Source organism: Actinomadura rubrisoli, from assembly GCF_004349215.1.
GTDB lineage: Bacteria > Actinomycetota > Actinomycetes > Streptosporangiales > Streptosporangiaceae > Spirillospora > Spirillospora rubrisoli.
On sequence record NZ_SMKU01000090.1, the window covers coordinates 21,867 to 27,866 of the forward strand.

The 6,000-nt window shown below is 67.4% G+C and carries 5 protein-coding genes; 3 read left to right on the top strand and 2 right to left on the bottom strand.

Annotation, left to right across the window (positions count from 1 at the left end; all coding sequences use genetic code 11):
- Positions 1 to 159 precede the first annotated feature (159 nt).
- The 3 genes from E1298_RS18695 (at position 160) to E1298_RS18705 (ending at position 4,536) form a co-directional block, all read left to right on the top strand.
- On the top strand, positions 160 to 486 hold the full coding sequence (locus tag E1298_RS18695) for a hypothetical protein (protein ID WP_131894938.1): 327 nt from the start codon (positions 160 to 162) through the stop codon (positions 484 to 486).
- A 122-nt stretch (positions 487 to 608) separates the two neighbouring features.
- Positions 609 to 3,917 (top strand): CHAT domain-containing protein, encoded by a 3,309-nt coding sequence (locus tag E1298_RS18700; RefSeq protein WP_131894940.1) that lies wholly within the window; start codon positions 609 to 611, stop codon positions 3,915 to 3,917.
- 55 nt (positions 3,918 to 3,972) lie between these two features.
- Positions 3,973 to 4,536: a hypothetical protein gene (locus E1298_RS18705; RefSeq protein WP_131894942.1), complete on the top strand. Its 564-nt coding sequence runs from the start codon at positions 3,973 to 3,975 to the stop codon at positions 4,534 to 4,536.
- Positions 4,537 to 4,663: 127 nt separating this feature from the next.
- On the opposite strand, the gene E1298_RS18710 is transcribed toward E1298_RS18705, so the two are convergent.
- Positions 4,664 to 4,813 carry a hypothetical protein gene (locus tag E1298_RS18710; RefSeq protein WP_207944711.1) on the bottom strand — a complete coding sequence of 50 codons (150 nt, stop codon included), beginning with the start codon at positions 4,811 to 4,813 and terminating at the stop codon, positions 4,664 to 4,666.
- 323 nt (positions 4,814 to 5,136) lie between these two features.
- Positions 5,137 to 6,000, bottom strand: an 864-nt coding sequence (locus E1298_RS48205) for a hypothetical protein (RefSeq protein WP_207944712.1), incomplete at its 5' end; no start/stop codon positions are given.

The following is a 6,000-nucleotide window of genomic DNA, read 5'->3' on the forward strand; positions in this document are numbered from 1 at the left end:
CATGCGCGCCTTCAATGGAATGCCTTTGCGGACATCGCCTTGAGCACTAGGATCGGCTATCATCCTGGTGATCACAAGGGGGATCGGGTGGCTCGGAACGAAGACGGTAACGCGCACGACTTGGTCCTGGTTTGGCAGCGAGCCGACGGACCCGGGGCGGTGGAGTTCGTCGTCACGTCCTCCAAAGCGGAAGAACTGCTGTCGCTGCTGGTCGAAGAGGGTGTCGCCGCCGTCCCGGACGAGCGGCAGGTCCGCGGCGCCGGCACCGATGTGCTCACGACCGTGGTCGCTACGGCCGGTAACGCCGCCGCCTGGGCCGCCGCGGGGGTGGCGGTGCGGAAGTTCATTGACCGCCACAAGGGAAAACGGATTCAGGTCGACGAGGCCGGGCTGGCCGAGGCGGAGAACTATTCGGCTCGCGACATCGAACGGATCGTCCAGGCATTGTCGGCCGTCGAGCGCGACGATAGCGGCGGGCACCAGTAAGCGCGGGGTAGCGGGATTCGATGAACTTATCCGAGATAGTCGCCGCCGTTCACGAGTCCGTCTTGTGGGCCGTCCGGACGAGCCTGCACGAGAGTGCGAGCGTCCCGCAGCCCCAGGTGCACATGTTCACCGGGGATTCCGACCTCTCCTATGCGGGCTGCGTGGTGGCCCGGGAATTTGATCGGGGCGATGACGCCGCGTGGGCCGTTCGCGGGCTCGGCTACCCGCCGTCCACCCTTCCCGCGAGCCGGGTCCTGATCGTATGGGAGCAGGCCGATCTACTGATCTCGCTCGACGCGCCGGACCTGGTGGAAGGGCGCGCGTTGATGTTCCTTGACGCCGCAGTCGACGATTACAGTGTGACCCGGTATCCGTTCGAGGTCATGACCGGCTCGGGTTCGTCGTCCGACATTCGGTGGGGGGAGCCGCACACCGCGGAACGTCCGGCACTGCCGGGGCTGATCATCGAAGTGCTCGACATCTGGCGGGACTTCCTCCCGGACGACTTCGTGGCCACCGTGGAGGAACTGGAAGAGGGCGGCTACACCTATGTCCCGGCCGGCCGCAACGATTCTCAGTTCAGTTCCGAGAACGTCCATCATATCGTCGGCGCGGCGCTGGCTTCGGGCGAGCCCGAAGCGGTCGAACGCGCGTGCCGGGCATTGCGCGAAGTGTTGGCGGCGATGCCGGAGCACGACCCGCGGCGCGGATTGTATTTGGTCGACTTCAGCCTGGTGCTGCAACTGCGCTACGAGAACAACGGCGACCTCAACGATGTGCGGAAAGCGGTGCGCGCGGCCCATGATGCCGCACCGTTCCCTGACGGCGGGATGCCGGCCAAGCGACTCAACGTGCTGGGCACCGCGCTGCGGACCTGGTATGAGCAGACCGGCGAGCCCGCTGCGCTGAGCGAAGCGATCACCGTCGGCCGTCAGGCCGTGGACGTGATCCCGGACGGCGACCCGAATCACGGGACCTGCCTGGCCAACCTCGCCTGGGCGCTGCACGCGTCGTTCCTGGCCGACGGGGCCGCCGGAAGCCTGGCCGCGGCCCTGTCCGCGTCCCGCCGGGCTTTCGACGCGCTCGATGTCCTCGATCCGCGCCGTGAGGTCGTCGCCATGTCCATGGGCGTCATGCTGCAGAGCGAATACAGCCGGACCGGCGACCTCGCGGTACTCAATGAGGCCATCGAGCTGGGCCGGTCGGCGACCGCGAACACGACCTCGTCCGGCTGGATGCTCGCCGCAAGGCTGACCAACCTTGGACGCGCGCTGGAGGCCCGCTACTGGCGGACGGGCGAACTGGAATCGCTGCGCGAGGCCGCCCGGACGGAGCGCCGCGCCCTGGCGGTGGCGCCCCTCGACCACGCGGACCGCACGATCTACCAGCTGAACCTCTCCGGGACGCTGCGCGCCCTGTTCGACCGCACCGGCGACGAGGCCGCGCTCGACGAGGCCTTCGCCGTAGCGCGGGACGCCGTCAAGGACGTCCCGGCCGGGCACCCCTTTCGGATCAACCATCTGGCGAACCTCAGCCTGCTTCACCAGATGCGCTACGCGCTGACCTCGAATGCAGCCGAGCTGGACGCAGCACAGACGCTCCTGCGGGAGGCTCTCGCCGAAGCTCCCGCGACGCATCCGCACCGTCCGACGGTGTTGTCAGTCCTGGGTGAAGTCCTTGATGCCAGAAGCTCCCACACGGCCGAGTTCGGCCAGCTGGAGGAAGCCGTCGAGCTGGTCCGCGACGCGCTGGACTCCGTCGCCCACGACGACCCGAGACGCGGTACATTCCTGCGGACCCTGGCGGAGATACACCGATCACGTCATGAAGGTCTCGGTGATCAAGCCGCGCTGTCCGAGGCGATCGAGCTGTTCCGGATAGCGGCGGCAGACCCGACGTCATCGGTGCGGGGCCGCGTGGACGCCGCCCGCCGCTGGGGGGACATCGCGGCCGCCGCCGGCCGGACCGGACTCGCCCTCGACGGCTACGCCACCGCCGTCGAGCTGCTGCCGCTGCTCGCCGCGCGAACCCTCCACCGCCACGACTCCGAGTACTGGCTCGGCCGGTACGGAGGTCTGGCGAGCGACGCCGCCGCGCTGGCGGTGGAGATGAATTCTCCCGATCGGGCGCTGGAACTGCTTGAACTCGGCCGGACCGTGCTGATGGCGCAGGCGCTGGATGTCCGAACCGACATGTCCGCGCTGCGGGACCGGGATCCTCAGTTGGCGGACCGGTTTGAATGGCTCAGCACGCGGCTGGAAAACGACGACGGCGAACAGCCGGACGGCCGCCGGAAATTGGCCGACGAACTGGAGTCGGTCATCGCCACCGTCCGCGCGCTGCCGGGCATGGATCGTTTCCTGCTGCCGCCCAGGGCCGCGGAGCTCCTCGTCCACGCCGGTCAGGGCCCCATCGTCGTCGTCAACGTCAGCGCCTACCGCAGCGACGCGCTGATTCTCACCGGAAGCGGTCTCCGGCTGCGATCATTGCCGCAGCTCACTCCCGCCACCGTCGGCGGATACGTGAACCGCTTCCTGACCGCGCTGGCGACCGACTGCCGATCCCGGTTTCGTAATGTCCACGAACGCGGAGAGCGGACCCTCTCGGAAGTCTTGTCGTGGGTGTGGGAGAACGTCTGCGTTCCCGTCCTCGACATCGCTGATCCCGCGCCCGACCAGCGAATGTGGTGGATTCCCACGGGCCTGCTCGGCTTTCTCCCACTGCACGCGGCCGGTGACGAGGCGACCGGCGAATCGATGCTCGTCCGAGCGGTCTGCTCCTATACTCCGTCCATTCGCGCGCTGGCCCATGCCCGGACGATGGCCGGCGGCAGACCATCCACTCGGACGCTCGTCGTCGGAATGCCGGAAACCCCCAATGCCGACGCCATTCACAAGGCCTTCCGCGAATCCAGTTTCGTCGCCGAACGGGCACCGGATCCGCACGTGCTCATCGGGCCGGAAGCCACCAGCGAAACCGTCACCGCCGCGCTCCAGCACAGTGCGTGGGCGCATTTCGCCTGCCATGCCGTCACCGCTGCCAGCCCGTCTAACAGCCACCTCCAGCTCCACGACCATGAGCGGCGTCCGCTCACCGCGGCCGCCATCTCCCGCCTGCGCCTCGACTCGGCCGCGCTGGCCTATCTCTCCGCCTGCCACACCGCGGTTTCGACGACCGGTCTGGCCGACGAGGTCATCCACATCGCGTCCGCCTTCCACCTGGCCGGATACCCGCAGGTCATCGGCACCCTCTGGGCCGTGGACGACGACGCGGCCACCGCGATCGCCGAACTGGTCTACACCGAACTCACCTGCGGCCACCCGGATCCCCGCCGCGCGCCCGCCGCCCTCCGCGACGCCCTGAGCGGCATGCGCCGAAAGCACCCGCGGCAGCCCTCTCTCTGGGCGAGTCATATCCACATCGGCATATGAAGCAATCTGTAACTTCGGCTGACGCGCCGGTGGAAATGAAGGTAGCATTAATATTGTGTCCGACGTCACTTCCCAACTGCCACGTGTCCTGATCGAGGCGAGCAAAGCGGAGCTTCACGCCACCGGAGCAGTTCCCCGGCCTCAAGTCCATATGCTCGCCGAAGACATGGAGCACTCGTACATCGGGTTCGTGATCTGCCGAATGTTCTACCGCGGTCAGGACGCCGCCACCGCGATAGGCGACCTGGGCGCATTACCGTCGGTGATGAAGATGACCCGACTAATGATCTTGTGGGAGAACCTCGATCTCTTGACCGCACTGGATCAGGGGACGGATCCGGCCCCCATGGCACTGATGCTGCTCGACGCGCAATTCAACCGGCACACTTTGTACAGGCACCCCTTCGAAGCCGTCCCAACCGGACAGGTCGTGAACGGTGTGCCCACAGTCAGACTCCGGTGGGAAGCTCCGCAGCGATCCCATGACGGGCCGCTTCCCGACCCGATCATCCGCCTCCTCCGGACGTGGCGCGAACTGCGCGAGGACGACATGCAGGAAACGGCGATAGCGCTCCAGCGATCGGGCTACGAACTCAACTGGGCCACCCCGACCGGCTGAGCGACCGGACCGGAGATGAGGGCTCAGGCCGGTGGGTGTGATCAGATGTCCCCCGCGACAAACGACCTTCAGTAACGCTCCCCGGATGTCCCTCGCACTCTGCAACTCCAGTCGCGCGCGCTGCTGATCAGAGCGCGGAAAGCTCGGGTACCGGGCCGATGCCGGCGTCCTTCAGGATCTCCCAGACCATGGAGGCCGCGACCGTGACGCCGGAAACCAGCAGTTCGCCGTACATCCGCCGGTAGCCCCAGCTCGGATTCTCCCGCACCATGCGCATTACCAGCAGCCGGACGGAGCGGACGGTCGGCGGTCGGCCCGGTCGCTTTAATCCCTCTGCCAGACATTATGCCTCTCACCTGCACGGGCATACATTTCGGTGAGCGCAGCGCCGTCTTGCTGGCGGCCAGTTGGGGCTGGCGGTGGACGGTCGTGAATTTGGCGGTTGATGGCCGCCGTGGCCGACGGCGGGCGGTCACAGCGGCGGCGGTGGGCGGACAACCTCGCTGCCGGCAGGCGGATTACGAGACCGGAGATCGGCTTGAGCTGAGGAATGACCTGGGTCGGGGACTCGGGCGTCGGCCGGGCCCGATCCATGCTTGGTTAGGCGGGTGGTTGATAGGTGGCGGCGAGATGGTCGTGGAGTTCGGCGTGGCGGAACTGGTAGAGAGGGCCGACTGCGCGCAAGAGGCCGAGGCGGTGGCAGTCGTCCAGGAACGGCATTAGCCGACGCGGCAGCAGACGGGCCCACGCCAGCCGGTGAGTGGCGACCAGATACGCCAGCCAAGCTCGATGGTGTCCCATCCCGAGCCCGAACGAGAGGCCGCTCACGAGTCCGGCCGCGAGCAGTGCCGCGAGTCCGTTCGCCGGCCCATTAGCGAACCAGAACATGAGTCCGAACCCGAGCCCTATCACCGACCCGCTGAGGGTGAAGCGGAACAGGCTCAAGGTTCGATCGGCGTGCCAGTTGTTCATCGGGGTTTGAGCGTGACCTGCGTGCGCCGGTGTCTCTGCCCAGTCCGGGGGCACGAACAACAGCCCCGACATGAGCCCGAACCCAAGCCCGACTATGAGCCAGGCCCTGAGCCCGGCAGCAAGTCCACTGTTGTATCCGGCCAGGACCCCGATGAGGAGGCCGAGCGTGAACAGCCAAAAGACAAGGTTGAGGGCAAGTTCCCGGATGAGTCCGGCGATGCGTTGCCGCACGCGGATGTCCGCATAACCGGGGGGCTCGCGCGCCCAATCCTCGGCCGTCACTGCGATCATGGTCCCGGCACAGAGTCCGGACGAGAACCAGACTCCGACCCCGGCACCGAATCCGTTCACGAGCGCCACCACGAGCCCGGCCCCAAGACCGGCCACAACGGCGATGAGCAGGGCGAGCGTCTTTCCGGCGGCGGGGGTGATGGCGTGGGTGGTGGCGGCCAGGCGCCACCAGGCCAGGTCACGGGTGCCGGTTCCGGTGGG

Excerpts from the sequence above, each read along its gene's own strand:
- E1298_RS18700 (WP_131894940.1), top strand. The coding sequence starts at position 609 with ATGTTCACCGGGGATTCCGACCTCTCCTATGCGGGCTGCGTGGTGGCC.
- E1298_RS18710 (WP_207944711.1), bottom strand. The coding sequence starts at position 4,813 with ATGCGCATGGTGCGGGAGAATCCGAGCTGGGGCTACCGGCGGATGTAC.